Annotated in this window: 15 protein-coding genes; all 15 read right to left on the minus strand. The window is 52.5% G+C overall.

Features of this window, described 5'->3' with window-relative positions; genetic code table 11:
* Nucleotides 1-13 precede the first annotated feature (13 nt).
* The 15 genes from NSU18_RS07215 to NSU18_RS07285 all read right to left on the minus strand — a co-directional run bounded on the left by NSU18_RS07215 (nucleotide 14) and on the right by NSU18_RS07285 (nucleotide 16,940).
* Entirely contained in the window at nucleotides 14-742 is a 729-nt protein-coding gene (locus NSU18_RS07215) for a CD3324 family protein (protein WP_341148654.1), read from the minus strand.
* Between the two features lie 23 nt (nucleotides 743-765).
* Complete coding sequence (locus tag NSU18_RS07220) at nucleotides 766-1,305, minus strand: hypothetical protein (RefSeq protein WP_341148655.1); 540 nt, start codon at nucleotides 1,303-1,305, stop codon at nucleotides 766-768.
* Complete coding sequence (locus NSU18_RS07225; protein WP_341020883.1) at nucleotides 1,302-1,721, minus strand: MerR family transcriptional regulator; 420 nt, start codon at nucleotides 1,719-1,721, stop codon at nucleotides 1,302-1,304. The genes NSU18_RS07220 and NSU18_RS07225 overlap by 4 nt, the downstream gene beginning before the upstream one ends.
* Nucleotides 1,722-1,787: 66 nt before the next feature.
* Nucleotides 1,788-4,208 (minus strand): RNA polymerase recycling motor HelD, encoded by a 2,421-nt coding sequence (helD, locus tag NSU18_RS07230; protein ID WP_341148656.1) that lies wholly within the window; start codon nucleotides 4,206-4,208, stop codon nucleotides 1,788-1,790.
* A gap of 372 nt (nucleotides 4,209-4,580) precedes the next feature.
* Nucleotides 4,581-5,174: a flavin reductase family protein gene (locus NSU18_RS07235; protein WP_341148657.1), complete on the minus strand. Its 594-nt coding sequence runs from the start codon at nucleotides 5,172-5,174 to the stop codon at nucleotides 4,581-4,583.
* Between the two features lie 31 nt (nucleotides 5,175-5,205).
* Complete coding sequence (locus NSU18_RS07240; protein WP_341020878.1) at nucleotides 5,206-6,144, minus strand: ring-cleaving dioxygenase; 939 nt, start codon at nucleotides 6,142-6,144, stop codon at nucleotides 5,206-5,208.
* 606 nt (nucleotides 6,145-6,750) lie between these two features.
* Complete coding sequence (locus NSU18_RS07245) at nucleotides 6,751-7,233, minus strand: GNAT family N-acetyltransferase (RefSeq protein ID WP_341148658.1); 483 nt, start codon at nucleotides 7,231-7,233, stop codon at nucleotides 6,751-6,753.
* 37 nt (nucleotides 7,234-7,270) lie between these two features.
* Nucleotides 7,271-8,155 carry a MerR family transcriptional regulator gene (locus tag NSU18_RS07250; RefSeq protein WP_341020868.1) on the minus strand — a complete coding sequence of 295 codons (885 nt, stop codon included), beginning with the start codon at nucleotides 8,153-8,155 and terminating at the stop codon, nucleotides 7,271-7,273.
* Nucleotides 8,156-8,211: 56 nt separating this feature from the next.
* Nucleotides 8,212-9,477 (minus strand): serine hydrolase domain-containing protein, encoded by a 1,266-nt coding sequence (locus NSU18_RS07255; RefSeq protein WP_341148659.1) that lies wholly within the window; start codon nucleotides 9,475-9,477, stop codon nucleotides 8,212-8,214.
* Nucleotides 9,478-9,534: 57 nt separating this feature from the next.
* Nucleotides 9,535-11,133 (minus strand): hypothetical protein, encoded by a 1,599-nt coding sequence (locus tag NSU18_RS07260; protein WP_341148660.1) that lies wholly within the window; start codon nucleotides 11,131-11,133, stop codon nucleotides 9,535-9,537.
* The gene (locus NSU18_RS07265; RefSeq protein ID WP_341148661.1) at nucleotides 11,126-11,839 is read right to left on the minus strand and encodes an ABC transporter ATP-binding protein; all 714 of its coding nucleotides are present in this window, start codon (nucleotides 11,837-11,839) and stop codon (nucleotides 11,126-11,128) included. The genes NSU18_RS07260 and NSU18_RS07265 overlap by 8 nt, the downstream gene beginning before the upstream one ends.
* A 72-nt stretch (nucleotides 11,840-11,911) precedes the next feature.
* A complete protein-coding gene (locus NSU18_RS07270; RefSeq protein ID WP_341020857.1) occupies nucleotides 11,912-12,670 on the minus strand; it encodes an ABC transporter ATP-binding protein in 759 nt (252 codons plus the stop codon).
* Between the two features lie 9 nt (nucleotides 12,671-12,679).
* On the minus strand, nucleotides 12,680-14,998 hold the full coding sequence (locus NSU18_RS07275; protein ID WP_341020855.1) for an ABC transporter permease: 2,319 nt from the start codon (nucleotides 14,996-14,998) through the stop codon (nucleotides 12,680-12,682).
* A 3-nt stretch (nucleotides 14,999-15,001) separates the two neighbouring features.
* On the minus strand, nucleotides 15,002-16,282 hold the full coding sequence (locus NSU18_RS07280; RefSeq protein WP_341148662.1) for an MFS transporter: 1,281 nt from the start codon (nucleotides 16,280-16,282) through the stop codon (nucleotides 15,002-15,004).
* The gene (locus NSU18_RS07285; RefSeq protein ID WP_341148663.1) at nucleotides 16,275-16,940 is read right to left on the minus strand and encodes a TetR/AcrR family transcriptional regulator; all 666 of its coding nucleotides are present in this window, start codon (nucleotides 16,938-16,940) and stop codon (nucleotides 16,275-16,277) included. The genes NSU18_RS07280 and NSU18_RS07285 overlap by 8 nt, the downstream gene beginning before the upstream one ends.
* Nucleotides 16,941-17,115: the final 175 nt, after the last annotated feature.

Consider the following 17,115-nt stretch of genomic DNA (forward strand, 5'->3'; position numbering starts at 1 on the left):
CCGCCATATCTGCTCAGTCCGGTCTGTACATAGCATACTGTTTCAAATATTGCTCATTATCAGCTAATTCCGTCATCCAGACAATGACAGGATATTGGCTTACCCCAGCGCGGTGGAGCGCTTCCAGTAACGGATTACCGCTGTTCAGCTCCATTCTCCCTTGCGCAACCTTCGCGATGAGGGGCGGAGCGGCTTCACCCGCTTGAATCTGTTGGGTCCAGTGCATCACCTTGTGCTCAAAATCCTCCCGGTCCACCCTCCACTTCATCCCGCTCTCGGGGCCGCTCGTTCTGCTCAGCAAGGAGAGCGGAATCCACAGCGGCCCCTCATACGTTCTGTTCATCAGCGCAAGGCCTTCCGAGAAATTCTTGTTGCGGCGGCCGAACAGCACATAGGAATGCACCCACTCCTCCAGCATCCCTGCTTCTGCATACGCTGCGGCGGACGGTGCTGTGGGATCGTAATCCAGTTTGTTGGTGTCCTTTTTGGAGTATACAATACGTTTAATGGTCTCCTGGGACAAATAATATTCCTTCGACAGCTCAGCGATTGGGGTTCCGTGAAGATACTTATTGTAGATCAGCTGATTGCGTCTGACGAGAACCTGGCGGTAGCCCGAAGCCTCCCCCCACGCCTTCTTCTCATCGTCCTGCGGAATATACAGCAGCTTGCCTGCCGCATATTTCTTCACTTCCTTAAGCAGCTTCTCCGGCAAAAGCTCCCCGGCATTCTCATAGTTCATAGGTTCACCTGCCAGTAGATCAATTACAATTCTAGAGCACCTTCCACGCGGTACTTCTTCTCCCATTCCGATACATGGCTGGAGTCCAAGCGAATCAGCTTTGCCGGAGTATATTCGATAGACGTAGACGAATTGGCTCCGCCGCTGTCCGGCAGGAACCGCAGCTCTTTAATTCTGCGTACAACCTCTTCGTCCGTCCGGATCTCAGCCGCCTCTTCCTCGGACACCACCAGCAGCGGAATGTCCTCCCGTACAGTAGTAAACACGCCATTACCGTCTGTGTAAGACAATTCAGCCGCCAGGCTGTACTTCCCGCAGGGAATCGGCTCCCGGGTGAAAATTTCAATGTACAGGTCCGTTACTGCCAGCACCTCGTTAATCTTTATTCTCCCGCTGCCGTCTTCAACAGCACCACTCAGATCAGGGGACCGGTTTAGCCCTTCCGGAAGTATTAACTGTAAGCAGACGTTCTGTCCAGCGCCGGGCGGCATGATCTGAAGCCAGAGATGATTCATCCCTTCCTCATGCTCAATAGCAGATTTTGCAAAACGGATTCTGATCATACCTGTCCCTCCTCTTGAAGTAAACGGGTGACGGCCTCAACCATCTTCTCCTTCAGCACAGGTGAGATCCGCGGGCTAATGGAGAGAATTACATCTTCACTGATGACACGCAGCTCACTGTGGAGCATCTGATCCGACTGGTACAGCCGCAGATTATCCCCGAGCTTGATCACGTCATCCAGTGGCAGCCCCGCCAATTTCTCCTGTGCCGAGGCCAGCGTCTCGCCGCTCTTGGACAATACAAGGATAGCGCGCAGATAATGCAGATGATTGTCGGTGTACACCCTTTTGTTCCCGGCCAGCTCAAGCGGCGGCAGCATTCCAATCTGCGTATAGTACCTGACCGTCCGCAGATTCATCTGCGGATCTTCATTCTGTAATACCTCAGCCACTTGCTTCGCAGTGTAGGTATTCATGTGACTCTCCTTCCTTGCGGAACAATAGTTACAGTTAACTGTGTTGGTTACAGTTTAGTGTAACTATCAATGGATGTCAATATATAACTCCCGATCTACCCCATCCACAAACGGTGTCCACTCCCCCGCAGCATACAACTGCAGCCGGTGCATAGCCCGGGTACATGCCGTATAAAATAGCTTCCGCTCGCTCTCCCTATGATACGTCTGCGCAGAAGCATCGTAGATTAGCACCGCGTCGAATTCGACGCCTTTGGCGAGATAGGCGGGGATCACCTGCACTCCTTTTTCAAAAGTTGGCGTGTTCTTCGTAATCAGCTTCAGCTCATGCGCCCGGCCACTGGCAGTCAGACTCTCATATGCTTCTCTGCTCCCGGCGGCCGTCTTCGTAATTACAGCGATGGAGCTATAGCCTTCAGCCTGAAGCTCAGCAAGATCCTCCAGGATGCGCTCTGCCTTCAGTTCTTTGCTCGCCAGCTTAGACAGCACAGGCTTCTTGCCCCTCCGCTCAAAAGCCACAATTCCTTCGCTTCCGGGCAGCAGCTGCTTGGTGAACTCCACAATCTCGAAGGTCGAGCGGTAGCTGCGGACCAGCAGGAACTGGCTAGTCTCCTCTTCCCCGTACAGATGAAGCAGCGGTGAATGGTCCCCATACAGATTCGTGGCCTGTGTGAAGATCGCCTGGCTGAAGTCTCCCAGAACGGTCATGCGGGCGCGGGGGAACAGCTTGCGGACGAACTCGTATTGGAACATCGAATAATCCTGGCCTTCATCCACGAAAATATGCCGCACCTGCGTATTCGTCCGCACGCCTTCGATCAGCTCCTGCATGTACAAGTGCGGGGTCGCATCTTCATAAAAGAGTGTTCCGCTGTCCAGCATCTCCCGGGTCTGCGCACAGATCTCCGGCCATAGCTCCGGTACCTCCGCTTCACCTGTCATCTTCCTGTAGGCCGTTTCATCACTGAATAATTGACGGTAGAGCCCGGCCATGTCGATAAAGGTGAACTTTCTGATCCCCCGTCTCAGCGGTCTGAACTGCTCCTTCACGATCATCTCTCCCAGCAGCTCCTGCTCCCGCTCGGCGTAATCGAAATCCCCTTCATCCTGCTCCCGCTTATGCACCAGCAGCTCCTGCAAGCGGAGGTATTTCTCCGCGAAGTCGAACACGCCCTTATCTCTGTGCAGCTTACCGTGGACTTCGGCATATTGCTCATTATCGAGGTAGTTCATCTCCTCCTCTACCCAGGCTGCCCCCTGCTCTTCCTTCTGTAGTGCCGCCAGCTCGGTGAGCAGCCATTTCTGCACCAGCTCCACCCGGTTCGGCAGACGAATGGAAGGATCATAGCTATACAGCTTGGCCCGGATCTGTTCACCCGATATGAGCACACGGTCCCGGAAGCAAATATCGTTGAACAGCATGCCCTCCTGCTTCAGCAAGCAGGCATACCCTTGAAGTGCGTGGAGGAAAGCTTCCGATGCTTTGTACTCCATGCCCTTAAGACGGGCGGCATAACCCTCCTCCTGCTGGGCGGTGAGCAGATATTCCATCTGATCGAACGGATCTTCAAGACGGAACGCGGCTCCCAGCCATCGGTCCAGATACTCCTGAAAGGTCGTCTGCTGCATATTCTCTTCCCCCAGCTCCGGGAGCACGGTAGACACATAGCTGTTGAACATCGGATTGGGCGAAAAGAGTACGATCTGATCGGCCGTCAGCCGCTCACGGTGTTTGTACAGCAGGTAGGCTACGCGCTGGAGCGCTGCCGAGGTTTTGCCGCTGCCCGCCGCTCCCTGCACAATCAGCATCCGGCTCGTATCGTTACGGATAATGGCATTCTGCTCCGCCTGAATCGTAGCTACGATGCTCTTCATTTGGGAGTCTGCGCCCTGACCCAGTACCTGCTGCAGCAGCTCATCTCCGATTGTCACGCTCGAATCGAACAGATGCTGGAGCTGACCTCTGCGGATCTGGTACTGCCGCTTCAGTTCCATCAAGCCGGTGATCCGTCCTCCCGGTGTGTCGAAGGCCGCGTGTCCCGGCGGATAGTCGTAATACAGGCTCGCTATCGGGGTACGCCAGTCATAGACGATGAAGCTCAGGCCATCCGCAGCCACGAAGGAGGAGACCCCGATATAGACCTGTTCCGCCCCCTTCTGCCCTTCCTCCTGAAAATCAATCCGCCCAAAATAAGGGGACGGCAGCAGCCGCTGCATATTCTTCCATTGCCGCAGCTTCCGCGCATGACTGCGTTCCCGTTCAGACAAAACCGCTTCCTGCTGGGTGATGGTGAAGAAGCTCTCCTCGAAATCCTCCTGCGAGTTCGTATCGACCGTGACCTCTTCCCAGAATCCCCGGCGGATATCCGTAGCCTGCTCCTTTAGCTGCCCGACCTCAGGCTCCAGCTCCGCTATCCCCGCTATCAGCTGCTCCTTCACCTGCTCCAGCCACTCCTGCTCCTGCTTCCAGACCTTTGTCTCTTCCATCCTCTGAACACTCCTTTTTCTTGCTGAAATCGTTCCACACTGGCGGCTTGACAAACTGGATGTCCGTTTGCTATACTTAATATATAAATAAGATGCATTAACCCTGACCATTTACAAATAAAATGGCCGACAGTTTATTAACATTAACATATTCCCTGATGCGATGCAATCCTTTTATATGACACAGCTAACCCTGGCGCTTCCGCCAGGGTTTTATTTGTGGTATGAGCCAAAAGTATCTATTTGGCCTAAATTGCCTATCAGCGCTGTTCACGGATGTGCCGGGGCAACAGTTGGATTTTCTACACTAGCTCAGGGATGATAATCGATGCGTTTATCTAACTAATGTTCTGGCCATGCCAAAGCTCACTGTTACACCGGCCGCTCAAGCTCAAAAATCTCCCCAATCCCCGCATAGCTATTCCCGGCCAGACGGCTGACCGCCCCTAAGGCCACCGGATTAATTCTCCCCTGCTCGTAGATCGCCTCGTCCAGATGAAACTGCACGATTCTGCCAATCAACAGATCATTGTTAGGCAATGCAAGACTATGCTCAAGGACACATTCCATCCGTACCTTCGCTTCCTGAATGCCGGGAACCTTAATGCGCAGGCTATCCACAGGCGTCATCCCCGCTAAGGTGACCTCACTCTGATCAGGCGGCAACGGCGCAGCCGTCATATTCACCTGTCCGACATTCTGATCATCCACAATATGAACCACAAACTCCTTCATTTGCTTGATGTTATGTGCAGTATCCTTGGACCGGCCCCCGGCATGCTGAATAGAGACGGAGATCATCGGCGGGTTGGAGGATACGATATTGAAGTAGCTGAACGGCGCACCGTTCAAGACCCCATCCTCCGACAAGGTGGTTACAAAAGCAATCGGACGCGGAATAATCGTCCCGACCAGAAGCTTATAATTATCCCGTTCGGTGCCCTGCTGCGGATCAATAGGGATCATACTCGTGCCTCCTTTTTAATGTCAAAGCAGATTAGTTAAGCTCTCTTACCGAAACCGGCAGCAGAACTTGTTCAATCTGTGCTCTGTGCGGCTCGTATTGTGCAGGCAGCATCAGGCTGCCTCCCATCGTCTCCGGTGTTTCATCATGAGCGAAGCCTGGAGGATCGGTAGCGATCTCGAACAGAATCTCCCCATGCTCTCTGAAGTAGATGGCGTTGAAATAATTCCGGTCCTGCACCGGCGTTACCCCATATCCATTATCATGCACAACTTCCTGCCATTCAAGCTGATCCTGGTCATCCTTCGCTCTCCAGGCGATATGATGGACAGTTCCGACCCCCATTTCACCGCGCGGTACGGCCGTTACCTTCAGTTCAACCACATTGCCCAGATCCGCAGCCGAACGGTAGCGGGCGACATCGCCTTCCTGCCCCACGAATGTAAGTCCCATCACCTTCTCGAGCAGCTCAGCCGTTTGTTCAGGATGTGTGGACAGCAGTGTTGCACCGCCGAAGCCCTTGATTGCCACCTCCGGTGTTACTCCGCTGAAGGTCCATTCATTACGCTCACCCGCCTCCCGTTCCACCAGCTCCAGATGCAGGCCATGCGGATCATCGAATTCCAGGTACTGCTCCCCGAACCGCTCCATCTCTGTGTAAGCCACCTTGAATGCCGTGAGCCGCTCTCTCCAGAACGCCATCGCCCCAACTGGAATCACATACGAAGTAACGCCGACCTGGCCCCCGCCGATCTTACCCTGATACGCATCCGCCCACGGGAAGAAGGTAATAATCGTTCCCGGCTTCCCGCCATCATTGCCGAAGTAGAAGTGATACGTTCCCGGATCATCGAAATTGACCGTTTGCTTCACCAGCCTCAGCCCCAGTACCCCTGCATAAAAGTCCATATTTTCCTGCGGATGCCCGACAATAGCGGTGATATGATGAATACCCATGGTTTGCTTGTTCATTTGAATTGCCTCCTAAGTTGTTGATTCGGATTATATCTTTATATTAAGATATTTGGTTAAATATTATCTTTAAGTTAAGATAATTTATATCCTTACTTTACTTTCTATAGTTACAGTTGTCAAGTACTTGTTGAAGCCATTGTCTGAATTACACACCATTCCATCTGGCAGGCAAATAAATGTGGCTGATCCGGAGCTTCACCTATACGCTGGGCGAAGCGCTCGATGTACCCGGTCTGCCAAAGCCGGAGCGGCTGTAGACAATAATTGGACCTCTGTCCCCATAATCTGCGGATTTGCTGTAATCCGCCGAAATAACGGATTTGTAGTCCGTGAGGTTCGTGCTAGGTCGCTGACGCGCAGGGTTCTCATCCCCCGCACATACCAGATTACCAGTCACAATCCTGCACATATTGCAACTTTCATCTCTTTATATAGTCCGAAAACCAAAAATTGTTGCACAAAAGGCAGTTTTCCCGCATCTGCTAAGCCGCTGAACGGATTATTCCTGCTTTTCATACAACAATCCTCGCGAAAACTACTATATCAATAAATCGGAGTTGCAATTTGTGCAGCATTTCATAGCTGTAGGCGTTAACTTCAACTTCAATTTAGAGTTTTCTCGTAAAAGCACAAGGTCAGCTTGTCGTTGATTACTTGAGTTTCTGGCGTCCTTTTATAGCCCAGCTTCTCATACAAATAGCAGTTTCGCTCCTCCTGCATAATGGTCGCCAGCCCCCAGCTCTGCGCATCGGCATAGACCTCTTCAATCAAGGCGAAGGCTTGCTGTGCTATGCCCAGGCCTTGGTATTGCGGCAATACACATATCTGGCCGAGCCAGTACTCATGCTTGTCCTTCTTCTTGACTCTGACGCTTCCTGCCGCAATCCCGGCGTTATGGATGATAAAGTAATCAATAAAATCCTGATTCATCCGTTCCACGATTCTCTCCAGTGTCTCATTGGCTGGGCTTGTCTCATGATCCTGATATTTCTCCAAGAGCGGCAAAAAGGCCTGAAGCTGCATAGCATGAATATCTGCCGCATCCTCCACCGTAGCTTTACTTAGTGTAACCTCTGACTTTTTCATAGTATGTACCTCCTGACGTTATTACCGGAATGTATAGTTACCTTCCTTTCAATACTACAGGTTCCATCAGACTCAAATCATACAAATTCCCGCCGCACGGAGGGCTGTCATTGCGTATATGCTCTTCCAGGCAGAGTCTGCTGCGGTCAGAGCGGTACTTTGGGCTATCGACTAATTGGTCCATCAGTATCTTCCAGGAGCCGCCAATATCATCACTGCTATCCAACTTAGCATATAGCCCGCCGGGCAAGATCATTTCCTTGAAGGGCTCAGGGACGCTGATTCCATCCGGAATTGTCGCACACATTCCATAGCCATAGGGTGTACCTGCACTACTTGGCATAGGCTTCATATTCCCGCCGAATAACCGGGCCGTGCCCAGAAGATTAGCAGATTCCAGCCAATCCATGATAGGACCCATCGCTTTCTCTTCGGGAGAGGGGTCTACCACGATATGATAAGCAACTCTCATCGCCGGCAGGGTAATCACTTTGAATGTGGACCTCCCCGTTACATTACTCATAAAAACATTCTCCATTTCGCTAAGCAGTTCCTCCTGAATGGAGGTCCTCTTATTGGAATTATTCAGGTAATCGAGTAGCTGATGTAATTGCTGTCCCATCCGTTCAAGCTCTTCCTGGTGCACCTGTAGAGCCATTATCCTGTTCTGTATGACCTGTTTAAGCGCAGACACAGAACTATTATCCAAGACAGCCTGTATTTCTCTGATCGGAATATCCATTCTCCGCAGCAGCGCTGTGATCCTGATACACTTAAGTGCATGTTCATCATATGTACGCCAGCCGGAAGATACCTCTCGCTTACTCTGAAACAATCCTTCCGCTTCCCAGTGCCGCAAGGTGCGGCTCGTCAGCCCGAGTTGCTCCGACAATTGCTGTATGGTAACAACAGTCCTGTTCATTTCTCCCTCCTTCCTGTGATCACATCCTTATCCTATCACTTGACGCCGCGGCAACTTCAAGGGGCTAACCGTGTATATCCGAAAAAAACCTTCTCCCCCTGCGCATTCTCAGTGATCCTATAGGGGTGGAGCTGGTCATAGTAACGCTGGACAAATTCTCCATCGCCTACGGGATATAGCTCTATATGTACATTGCCAGTGAATCTGGTGAAGTATAACTTCCCGCCGATCAGCTCGATCTGAATTTTGTCCGCTAGATAGGTTCCGCAGTACGCCCTTAGGCTTGACTCACTAAGCTGAAGCTCAGTATGCCTGGCTGGAGCCTTCACCTCCACCTGATGCAGTATATCCGCGAGCGCATGGCCCAGTCTGTACTGATTGATGCCCTCATTGTTCGAGAGGATGATAATGCACAGATCTTCAGCGTAAAAATGCTGCATATACGTGCATATCCCCAGCTGATCGCCCCCATGGGAATACCGGTCTTGCCCGTATAGCAGGTGATGCTCCAGGCCGTAACAGTAGCTGTTCTCGTTCTCTTGAAAGAATCGTTCATAAGCAGCAGAGGACAGGAGCTGCCGGCCGCGCAGACAGACATACCATTTGTACAAATCCGCACAGTCCGTTACCATACCGCCTGCACCGATACTGAACTTCTCGTTATAATACGGGCATTTGACGGTGTCCGCGAAGTCTGTGATATAGTTGCTGGATCTATTCTCAATCACGGCGCAGCCGTCATCCACTGTGCTTCTGCTCATCCCTAGTGGCAGGAAGATATGATGGTGTAGAAACTCCCCGTACCTCTCTCCCGAGACATGCTCGATGATCCAGGCCAGCAGATTGTAGTTGGAGTTATTATAATCGTAGTCTGCTCCTGCCGGCTTGGTTGGCTTCTTGTTAATGTATTGCCGGAAGAACCTTGTCCGGGAATAGTCCAGCCGGTAGTCTCCGCCGAAGAAATCATTCTCAAAATTATAAAAGTTATATAGACCGGAGGTATGTGACAAGAGATGATGGACAGTGATCGAATCATCAATGGCCAGCTCTGCCGGGAGATACTGGCGTGCAGGCTGGTCAACATCCAGCAGGCCCTTGTCATGCAGCAGCATGACGGCGAAGGCCGTAAACTGCTTCGACATGGAGGCGAGGGAGAAGCGTGACGCCAGCGTATTTTCAATTCCAAACTCCATGCTTGCATACCCGCTGGCCCGCTCGAAGAGCACCTCGCCCTTCCTGATGACCTTAATCACGCCGTAAAAACTCCACAGCTTCAGGTACTGATTCGTATAATCCTCCAATTTCTCACGCAGGGTCTGCACAGTTTCATCTCCTAACTTAATTGGGACTGCTTGATGCGTTCACAACAACCAGGATGACTACAGCTTCTGAAACAACCGCTCTCCGTTAATCTGGATAAATCTGTACATGCCGGCGCAAACCGCTACCAGAAGCACGCCATATCCCAGCAGGATGAGATTTCCGCCCACCCCAGGAAGAAGCATGAACAGTATGGCGGGAACAGCCAGCGTTAGGACACCGATTAGCATCGTTACCAGCACCGACGCACTCTGCTTGATCGCCGCAACTTCACTGGTCCAGTCCAGCTTGGGCAGCTTCAGGTTCACCATAACGCCCAGCAGCGCGGAATAGCAGGCATAGATGACCGGAACAGTCAGCATGAGTATACTCTCCATCCATCCGGCATGCAGGGTATAGGCCAGCAGTCCCCAGCTTACGGCAATCACCGGTAATGTAATGGTGAGATTCACCGCCACCTTGCTGAATACAATCGCCGGTTTGGGCACGGGGGAGCTGGTCAAGATCCACAGATGATTGCCTTCCAGCGAAATAGAGCAGGCTGTCGTACAGCTCAGAACAACGAATAGAGAGATAACCAGCGGACTCAGCGTACTGAGAGAGTCTGACAGTTGCGGGATATCTAGTATAGCTCCCAGCTGCTTAGAGCTGACGAATAATAAGGAAATAGACATCATCAGGAGCAGCACCATCCCGATCCCTGTGTTCAGCACATAATTGACCGAGCTGAAGTAACGGCGCAGCTCCTTCAGATACAGGGCCTTGAATGCTGAATTAGCCTGTAGCGGCTTCATCTTATATCCACGGCTTGCGCGGCTGGTCATAAGCCCTGTATGAATCGCCTTGTACCGGGTCGCCAGCAGGACAGAGAACAGCATGAAGGCCAGCACAGACACTGCGATGAAGAAGATCAGGGCGCTAACCCGGTACGAGCAGACCGCGTCAACATACACGGAAGCCGGAGGATACACCTTGAAGATCATATCACCTAAGGCGGCTCCAACATCTGCAATCGCCTGCTGCCCTTGATTGAGCGTGAACGAGCCCAGCATCAGTACAATGATAAAGGCGAAGGTGAGGATCATATTCAGGATTTTACTCGCCCGGAACCGGGAAGAGACCCAGCTAATAAGGGAGCCCACAAGCGTAGCCGCTATAATCGGCAGTAAGGTAATGAAGAAGAGTGTCATTAGAAAAAACAAATAATAGAGCACGCCCGGCTTCACATGTATCGCATACACGGCCCCCGCCGGAAGCATGATTAGCAGCGTGAAGAACAGATTCATCACATAGAGCTGAAGCACCCGGCTCGCCACAACATGGCTGGTCTTCACCGGGAGGGACATAATCATATCGTAATCCTTATAGCTGAATAATACCCCGCTGGCTTTATAGACCGTAGTGAAGAAGCCGACCAGTGAAGTGACCGCCATCATCACAGCCAGCAATAGCTCCATCCGCCCAAGCTGCTCGAACGACTTCGCCATCATGAAGCTGTAGCTGAATGATACAGCCCCGATCATGAGTATACCGGTTATCACCAAGAGGCTGATCAGCAGCGCCTTGCGTCTGCGTGCAGGGTCTTTCGTATGGAGCGCCTGATTGAGGCCGAAGGAAGACAACAGCTGCAGCTTTGTTAATCTCCAGACATTAATCATGATCGATCAGCTCCATGAATACGTCTTCCAGGCTTTTCTCGCCCCTTACCGTTTCCGTTAAACCGTGGGCAATCAGCCGTCCGCCCTTGATGATCGCAATCTTGTTACAGAGTTTCTCTGCCGTATCCAGAACATGTGTGGAGAAAAAGATGGCGCTGCCCCTGCTGCACAGATCCGTCATGATCGTCTTCAGCGTATGCGCCGCCTTCGGATCAAGGCCCACAAAAGGCTCATCCAGGACTAACAGCTTCGGCTCATGAATAAGTGCAGAAATAATGGCCAGCTTCTGCTTCATGCCGTGGGAATACGCGGAGATCAGATCACCCAGACTCGCTGTAAGCTGGAAGGCGTCACCGTATTGCCTGATCAGCCGCTCCCGGGTGGACCCCGATACACTGAAGAGATCGCCGATGAAGTTCAGGTACTGAATCCCCGTCAGGTGATCGTACAGGTCCGGATTATCCGGGATGTAGGCAATATTCGCCTTGCAGGCTACCGGATTCTTGCGGATCGAGATACCGTCAATCTCAATCTCCCCTTGTTCAAAATCAAGCACGCCCACCACAGCGCGGATCGTCGTGGTCTTGCCTGCGCCGTTATGCCCGATGAAGCCGTAGATGTCGCCCCGTTCAACCTCAAGGCTAAGATTATCCACCGCCTTAGCCCCGCCTTTATAACTCTTCGTAAAATTCTTGATGGTCAGCATTTCCTCTCACCTCTTCCTTGGTGTTAGCAAATAACTATAATACGAACCATCCGGGCAGATCGTTCATTTCCATTAAATCCCAATCTCCCGCATTTTTGCCGTGATTAAGTTCATGCGGGGCTCAAGTGTCCCGCCGCTGTATTTCGGGAGGCGTATTTCATCGACGATCCGGCCGTCACACATGAACATAATCCGCTGCGTTCTGGCCGCCACAGTGGCATCATGGGTGACCAGCATAATGGCCGTCCCTTCCTCATTGATCCCGGACAACAGGTCCATGATCTCCCCGGCGGCCTTCAGATTCAGCGCACCGGTCGGCTCATCCCCGAAAATAATCCGCGGACTCCCCATCAGCGCCCGGCAGATGCCGGCCCGCTGCAGCTGTCCGCCCGAAGCCTCCGTAATATCACGCTTCGCCAAGTCTGCAATGCCCACCTTCTGCATAAGCTGCTGCGCCTTTTCCGTAATCGCCGCAACCTTCCGCCGGTTGCCGCGCATCGACGGCAGAATGATATTATCCAGAATGTTCAGATTCTTCATCAGCGTCGGCTGCTGGAACACGAAGCCCATTCTTGTTCTTCGGAGATCAGCAAGCTCATCGCCTTCCAGTATCGCCAGATCGCTGCCCTCAAAAGTAACCAGCCCCCAGTCGATCCGCTCCATACCGCTCAGTGCAAACAGCAGCGTGGATTTCCCTGAGCCTGAAGGTCCCATCACCGAGACGAATTCACCTTCGTGAATATCAACGGATACTGCGTCCAGCACCTTGCGGCGCTCCCCGCCAGTGCCGTATTGTTTGGTTATATTTTCACCCGAAATAATCTTCTTCATCTTCTTGATCTACTCCTTAATATTGCCGGATATTTGAATTCGGCCGATGCCCGATGTGCCGAAGACTGCCCCTATCAGTACAGAACCAGTCATAATCAGCGGACACAGCAGATACGCGGAGAGGGGATGGACCACGAACTTGAAGGACGAAGCTCCGAAGGAGGAGATCACAGCCCCGGCAAGAATCTGTCCCAGAGTGTTCGCGAGCAGGGTGCCCAGAACCATCCCGGTCACCAATACAAATACAGCACGCACATAATACTGTACAGTCAGATCGGAATTCCGGAAGCCCAGCGATTTCATGACGGCAATAGGGTAACGGTCCTTAGCTACCAGCATCCGCATGAACAAGAGTGTAATCAGTACATTCAGAACCAGCATCACAGCTAGAGCAGCCCATGCAGCCTTACCGACTGAGCGAATGGTGGAGCCGAAGGTCTGCGTCACATATTCGTCAATCCCCGACACCTTCGCATAACTGAACTGCCGGGCATATTCGCTTACCGCGCTGCCTGCTTGCGACTTATCCGCCAGCTCTGCATAGATGACAGACCACATCGCCTCTGCGGATGGGGTGGTGAATACGGCCTTGGCCGTTTTGCCGCCGTTAGTCACATCGGAATAAATTCCGCTTACCGTAAGCATCCGGGGTTCTCCTTCAATCAGCAGGATCAGGGAGTCTCCGGGCTTTTTGCCCAGATCCTTCGCATTTACGGCGGACAGGGCGATTTCTTTCGCTGTCTCCGGTCTGCGCCCTTCCGAATAGGCCACCGGGAATATAGAATGGTCCCCCAGCTCAACCTTCAACCGTTCCTCCGCTCCATGCTCCAGCTGTACGTTAAGCGCCCGCGTGGTGAGTACCGCATAGCGGGAGACCGACTGATCCTGGTCCATGACCCGCGCAATAGCTGCGGCCTTCTCAGCAATATGGTCCGTCTGCTGGATATCCAGCCGCAGATCACTGTCACCGATGCCCATGTATGTAATGAAGCTCGGAGAGGAGATCGTATGATAGAGATTCTGGGGCACAATCATAAGGAAGGAAGAGATGACGAGCACCGCAAGCATGGTTGCGTATAGACTTTTTCTGGACAAGACATCCTTAACGCCCAGGTAGACATTCGTGCTGAACAGCCGGTTGCCGCTCAAGGTCAAACGTCTGGAGCCTCTCCGGGTCTCCTGAACTGTCCCGAACCGGATGGCTTCGACCGCCGAAATCCTGCGGAAACGCTTCAGCACCCGGTTCACATAGGCAATAATAGTGAGGAATACAAGCAGTACACCAAAGACGCCACACGCCAGAGCAAGGGCCGGATGCGCACTTTCGCCCATATACAGCCTGATATTCTCAAGCAGCAGACCCCGGAAGCTGAACGCTAATATAAAGCCGAGGATGCTTCCCATAGCCGCTATTGCTGCGTATTTGGCGAGATAGATTCTTTTGAGATCCGAGACACGCAGACCGATGGCCTTCATAACGCCGATCTCCCGGTAATCGCTCTCGATGGTAGCCATAAGGGTGAACCGTATACATAGAAAAGCAATAATAACGACCAGCACACTCGCCAGCAGGATCACCGCAATCATCAGCCCGTCAGAGATTGCATTAAGCACTCTGAACAGAGGATAGGTAATTACCGGACCGTTCCCTTCCAGTCCTGCTGCGGTGTAGTCGGTCTCAAAGGCTCCCAGCATCGACAGGTCCCTCAGTCTGAACTCAATCAGATATTCTGTGGTTCCGTACGGTGCCAGCTCCGCATAATCCGCCGGGCTGACGAGGAACCGCTTCGACGAAGCGAGCAGCGAGTTCATCTGTGAATCCCGCAGGAACCCCGCTACGGTGAGACTTGTGTCTCCCACGGTAACCGTCCCTCCCTCCTTGACGGAGCCATCCTTCATGTAACTTATCGGGACATACACCTCGCCGCCCCGTACATTAATCACATTCCCGTCCAGATCAAGCAGATAATCAAATTTCCCGCTCTGTGTGCTGAAGCCGTTATCCTGCACACTGTCCGCAAGCGTATGCCCGTCCATGACAATCCTAGCGCCTTCTACATTAAGGAAATCAAGCACCTGGTGTTCTTCAACCTTATTGTTCTGCTCTGCAAAAGCTTTGAGCCGGGCTTGATCCAGCTGGCCGGAATGCATCTGCAGGAAATGCGGCGTCTTCGCCTGCGTCATCAGATGATCGATCGCCCCGCTCAGATTGACAACCAGAATGGCTGACAGAGAGACGAGCATGGCTGCAGCAGCTACGAACAGCATCGTCGTGAGTGTAATTCCCTTGCTTGTGCGGATATCTCTGCGGATGATTCGGTAAAACATAAGTTACCCCCTGCTCTCAAGACTTGTAATGGATTTGAGCCGATAGATCATGACCGAAGAGGCGCTTAACAGCAGGCCGGCAATGATGATGAGGAGTCCCATCCCCCGCCCGCTGCCAGTGCCGATGATCCGTCCCACACTACCCGCCAGAACTCCGCCGCTTACCAGCAAGGGAGTAAATACGTAGTCTGCCAGCACACCTGCCAGCATATAGGCCGCCACGAATCCAAGCTGCGAGAGCAGTCCGATCAGTGACCAGGCTCTCCCCTGGACGGAATTGTCGATATTGGTGCGGACCAGATAATCCAGGGCAGTATTTGTAAAGGGCAGCATGGCAAAAAACATAAAGCCCGCAGCGCCGATCAATACAATGTTCTCACGCAGCCCGAAGACGGCGATACTGATCCCTGAGCAGAAAAGCGACACTGCCAGCATGCGCACGAAATTCTTTTGTATCCGCAGCATCCCTATAATGACACTCGACACCAGCATTCCCGATGCCATGACCGTCTCAAGCGTCCCCAAGACCGCACTGCTGGAGAACGCCAGAATCATCGGCATGCATAAGGTCTCGATGAACCCGATGAAGAAGGTCATGACCGAGGTCATAATCACCAGCACCAGCACCCCACGGTTCCCGGAGACCGCCCGCCAGCCTTCTTGAAACTCCCGGAGGAAGGCCGGTGCCTGCTCCGCCTTCTTGGAGGCAAGACCACGGCGGACCGCAAGTGTAGTAGGTACGGTTACCAAAAACGTGCAGATGTCGATAATCAGCAGCAGCTTCACATCAGAGACTGTAAGCAGCAGCCCGGCAATGAGCGGCGAAATCAGATATTTGGCGGAGCCGGCAATCTGCACAAACCCGCTGGCCTTCGTATACTGCTCCTCGGTTAGCAGATCGGTGATCGTAGCCTTATAGGCGGGATCAAGCAACGAGGAGAATACCGAGCTGACGGTTACCCCTAAGCAGATCTGCCACAGCTGTGCTTCTCCATTCAGCAGGCAGACCAGAATATAGATCAGACCTAAAGCAGAGAGCGTATCCCCTACCACCATTAGCAGCCTGCGGTCATAACGGTCCGCCAGCACGCCTGCGACTGGACTGAGCAGCAGTGACGGCATGAATGCCAGGAGGGTCACCAGCGCCATAGCCGACGTCTGCCCGGTCTGCTGTAAGGTATAGATCCCCAGCCCGAACGCGGTAAGCCCGCTGCCGATGGCTGAGATCAGTTGTCCTGACCAGAGAAACAGGAATCTGCCGAATCCTATGCCGGATTTACTCATCACCCTGATTTCCCTTCGCTCCATTGGCGCTGCCGAACATCTGCATTACGCTCATCAGACTTCCGCGCACGGCACCAAGCAGCCGTTCCACATTCGTGATGAAGGCCAGAATGCGTGACATACGCTCCTCCTCCGTCATGTCAACCATATCATTATCAAAAATCGTGGTGGCATAGACAACGACCATCTCCATACATTCATACGGATAAGGAGTATTGAATATCCCCTGCTCTATTCCCTCGCTGATGATGGAGGCCAGAATGGGCGGAACGCTGCGGATGACCGCCTTCTGAACCTTTTGATGCATCAGTGCATTCTGCGGCTTGTGGATATGCTCCATAATCTCCGTGCTGCTGCTGTCTCCGCTGCTGATGTTCAGCGCCATGACTACACGGAGAATCCGGTCAATGACGGGTATGCTCTTGTCTTCAGCAACCTGCTGCGCGGCATGAAGAATAGTGGCATTCGTCCGCTCAATCAGCGCGTCCATAATATCCTCCTTCGACTTGAAGTGATAATACAGTGTCCCGCGCGCAATGCCGACCTTGCCCAGAATATCGCCGGTGCTCGTACCGTCGAAGCCCTTCTGTCCGAACAGTTCCTCGGCTGCATCCAGAATCTCATTTCTGCGGGCTTCCGCTTCTTTTACAACTCTCATGGTCATGTCTCCTTATGGTGAAGCTGGGATGATACTAACTTTGGGTGTAACCGTAACTCTATTTGTAATAAACCCACTCACCGACCGACTGTCTGTCGGTGAGTGATTATAGCATATCACGCTTGGCTGGAACATGGTAGCTTAAATTTTTTACCTACATTTGGCTTACGCACCC

Origin of the sequence: Paenibacillus sp. FSL H8-0048, from assembly GCF_038002825.1 — a bacterium.
Taxonomy (GTDB): Bacteria; Bacillota; Bacilli; order Paenibacillales; family Paenibacillaceae; genus Paenibacillus_AQ.

Excerpts from the sequence above, each read along its gene's own strand:
- NSU18_RS07215 (WP_341148654.1), bottom strand. The coding sequence starts at position 742 with ATGAACTATGAGAATGCCGGGGAGCTTTTGCCGGAGAAGCTGCTTAAG.
- NSU18_RS07220 (WP_341148655.1), bottom strand. The coding sequence starts at position 1,305 with ATGATCAGAATCCGTTTTGCAAAATCTGCTATTGAGCATGAGGAAGGG.
- NSU18_RS07225 (WP_341020883.1), bottom strand. The coding sequence starts at position 1,721 with ATGAATACCTACACTGCGAAGCAAGTGGCTGAGGTATTACAGAATGAA.
- helD (WP_341148656.1), bottom strand. The coding sequence starts at position 4,208 with ATGGAAGAGACAAAGGTCTGGAAGCAGGAGCAGGAGTGGCTGGAGCAG.
- NSU18_RS07235 (WP_341148657.1), bottom strand. The coding sequence starts at position 5,174 with ATGATCCCTATTGATCCGCAGCAGGGCACCGAACGGGATAATTATAAG.
- NSU18_RS07240 (WP_341020878.1), bottom strand. The coding sequence starts at position 6,144 with ATGAACAAGCAAACCATGGGTATTCATCATATCACCGCTATTGTCGGG.
- NSU18_RS07245 (WP_341148658.1), bottom strand. The coding sequence starts at position 7,233 with ATGAAAAAGTCAGAGGTTACACTAAGTAAAGCTACGGTGGAGGATGCG.
- NSU18_RS07250 (WP_341020868.1), bottom strand. The coding sequence starts at position 8,155 with ATGAACAGGACTGTTGTTACCATACAGCAATTGTCGGAGCAACTCGGG.
- NSU18_RS07260 (WP_341148660.1), bottom strand. The coding sequence starts at position 11,133 with ATGATTAATGTCTGGAGATTAACAAAGCTGCAGCTGTTGTCTTCCTTC.
- NSU18_RS07265 (WP_341148661.1), bottom strand. The coding sequence starts at position 11,839 with ATGCTGACCATCAAGAATTTTACGAAGAGTTATAAAGGCGGGGCTAAG.
- NSU18_RS07270 (WP_341020857.1), bottom strand. The coding sequence starts at position 12,670 with ATGAAGAAGATTATTTCGGGTGAAAATATAACCAAACAATACGGCACT.
- NSU18_RS07275 (WP_341020855.1), bottom strand. The coding sequence starts at position 14,998 with ATGTTTTACCGAATCATCCGCAGAGATATCCGCACAAGCAAGGGAATT.
- NSU18_RS07280 (WP_341148662.1), bottom strand. The coding sequence starts at position 16,282 with ATGAGTAAATCCGGCATAGGATTCGGCAGATTCCTGTTTCTCTGGTCA.
- NSU18_RS07285 (WP_341148663.1), bottom strand. The coding sequence starts at position 16,940 with ATGAGAGTTGTAAAAGAAGCGGAAGCCCGCAGAAATGAGATTCTGGAT.